The organism is Ideonella azotifigens, assembly GCF_006519715.1.
In the GTDB taxonomy this organism is placed as follows: domain Bacteria; phylum Pseudomonadota; class Gammaproteobacteria; order Burkholderiales; family Burkholderiaceae_C; genus Ideonella; species Ideonella azotifigens.
Map to the genome: position 1 here is coordinate 1 of NZ_VIDT01000926.1, position 1,767 is coordinate 1,767.

3 protein-coding genes are annotated in these 1,767 nt (G+C 67.9%); 2 read left to right on the forward strand and 1 reads right to left on the reverse strand.

The features are described from left to right. The coding region (locus tag FKP22_RS29290) for a LysR family transcriptional regulator (RefSeq protein ID WP_211361654.1) at positions 1-267 on the reverse strand (267 nt) is incomplete at its 3' end. Positions 268-354: 87 nt separating this feature from the next. Here FKP22_RS29290 and FKP22_RS29295 point away from each other — a divergent pair. Next, the gene (locus tag FKP22_RS29295; RefSeq protein WP_141291695.1) at positions 355-693 is read left to right on the forward strand and encodes a protocatechuate 4,5-dioxygenase subunit alpha; all 339 of its coding nucleotides are present in this window, start codon (positions 355-357) and stop codon (positions 691-693) included. 11 nt (positions 694-704) lie between these two features. Continuing rightward, a complete protein-coding gene (locus FKP22_RS29300) occupies positions 705-1,541 on the forward strand; it encodes a class III extradiol dioxygenase family protein (protein ID WP_141291697.1) in 837 nt (278 codons plus the stop codon). The last annotated feature ends 226 nt before the right edge of the window (positions 1,542-1,767 follow it).

The following is a 1,767-nucleotide window of genomic DNA, read 5'->3' on the forward strand; positions in this document are numbered from 1 at the left end:
GAAGCCGCGCAGCTCGTCGAGCAGCCGGCGCGCACGGCCGGCCAGCAGGTCCGCCTGCGCGGTGGGTGCAATGCCGCGACCCGACTTCACGAACAAGGGGTGGCCGACGATGGCACGCAGCCGGTCCAGCCCGTGGCTGACGGCCGACTGCGTGAGGTCCAGGCGCTGCGCAGCGCGCGTCACCGAGCCCTCTTCATGCACTGCCAACAGCAGCGCGAGCAGGTGGCCGTCCAGGTCCAAATGATCGATGGCGTTCATGGGTTGCATGAGTGTGGCGGCCTTTATCCGGCGCCGGGGCGCCGGAATACTGAGCGGCATCAAACCCCGTGCTGAAACCCCGAGAAAGGGCTCGCCATGTGCACACCCGACATTCCCGGCACCACCTTGTTCGATGGCCGGCAGGCCATCAAGGGCTACGCGCTCAACAAGATGTGCTTCTCGTTCAACGAAGCCGCCAACCGCGCCGCTTTCCTGCAGGACGAGGATGCCTACTGCACCCGCTACGGCCTCACGCCGCCGCAGCGCGAGGCGGTGCGCAGCCGCCAGGTGCTGCAGATGATCGAGGCCGGCGGCAATGCCTACTACCTGGCCAAGCTGGCCGGCATCTTCGGGCTGGACATGCAGGACATCGGCGCCCAGCAGACCGGCACCACCAAGGCCGAATTCCAGGCCAAGTTGCTGGCCGCGCGCTGAAGGAGAACCCCATGGCCCAACTCATCGGCGGCATCTGCACGTCCCACGTCCCGGCCATTGGCCGCGCCATTGCCAAAGGCTTGCAGCAAGACCCTTACTGGAAGCCCTTCTTCGACGCCTTCGCCCCGGTGCACCGCTGGCTGGCCGAAGCCCGGCCGGACGTGCTGGTCGTCTTCTACAACGACCACGGCCTGAACTTCTTCCTCGACAAGATGCCCACCTTCGCGCTGGGCGCCGCGCCGCAGTACCGCAATGCCGACGAAGGCTGGGGCCTGCCCACGCTGCCGGCCTTCGAGGGCCACCCGGCGCTGTCCTGGCACCTGATCGAGCAGCTGATGGCCGAGGACTTCGACCTCACGACCTGCCAGGAGATGGTGGTGGACCATGCCTTCACGCTGCCCATGGCGCTGCTCTGGCCGGACCAGCAGTGGCCGGTGAAGGTGGTGCCCATCTGCATCAACACCGTGCAATTCCCGCTGCCTTCGGCACGCCGCTGCTGGGCGCTGGGCGAGGCGGTGGGCCGGGCCATTGCCTGCTGGCCTGGCGATGCCCGCGTGGCCGTGCTCGGTACCGGTGGGCTGAGCCACCAACTCGACGGCCAGCGCGCCGGCTTCATCAACAAGGCCTTCGACCTGCAGTTCATGGACAGCCTGGTGAACGATCCCGAATGGGCAACCCGGTTCAGCATCCCCGAACTGGTGGAGAAGGCCGGCACTCAGGGCGTGGAGCTGCTGATGTGGCTGGCCACCCGCGCAGCGCTCGGCGGCCCGGTGCGCTGCCTGCACCGGAACTACCACATCCCCATCTCGAACACCGCTTCCGGGCTGATGCTGATGGTGCCGGCTTGAAGCAGCAGGCTGGTGTCGACTTGCCTGTCGGACGTCGCAGCCCTTGCCGGTGAGCAAGGGTGAGGGACACCGGGCTTCGGTGAATTCAGGCGCCTGTTTCAGACGCCGGCACCGCCGCTGATCGAGGCCAGCAGCGAGGCCACCACCTCGTCGCCGATGCGCGCCTGCGGGTCCAGCGCGGCGATGGTGGCCAGCAGTTCACGGGCCTCCTCAGGGTGGCCGCCGC

What these genes read in the sequence shown, in the direction of transcription:
- FKP22_RS29295 (WP_141291695.1), top strand. Translation starts at nt 355, where the DNA reads ATGTGCACACCCGACATTCCCGGCACCACCTTGTTCGATGGCCGGCAG.
- FKP22_RS29300 (WP_141291697.1), top strand. Translation starts at nt 705, where the DNA reads ATGGCCCAACTCATCGGCGGCATCTGCACGTCCCACGTCCCGGCCATT.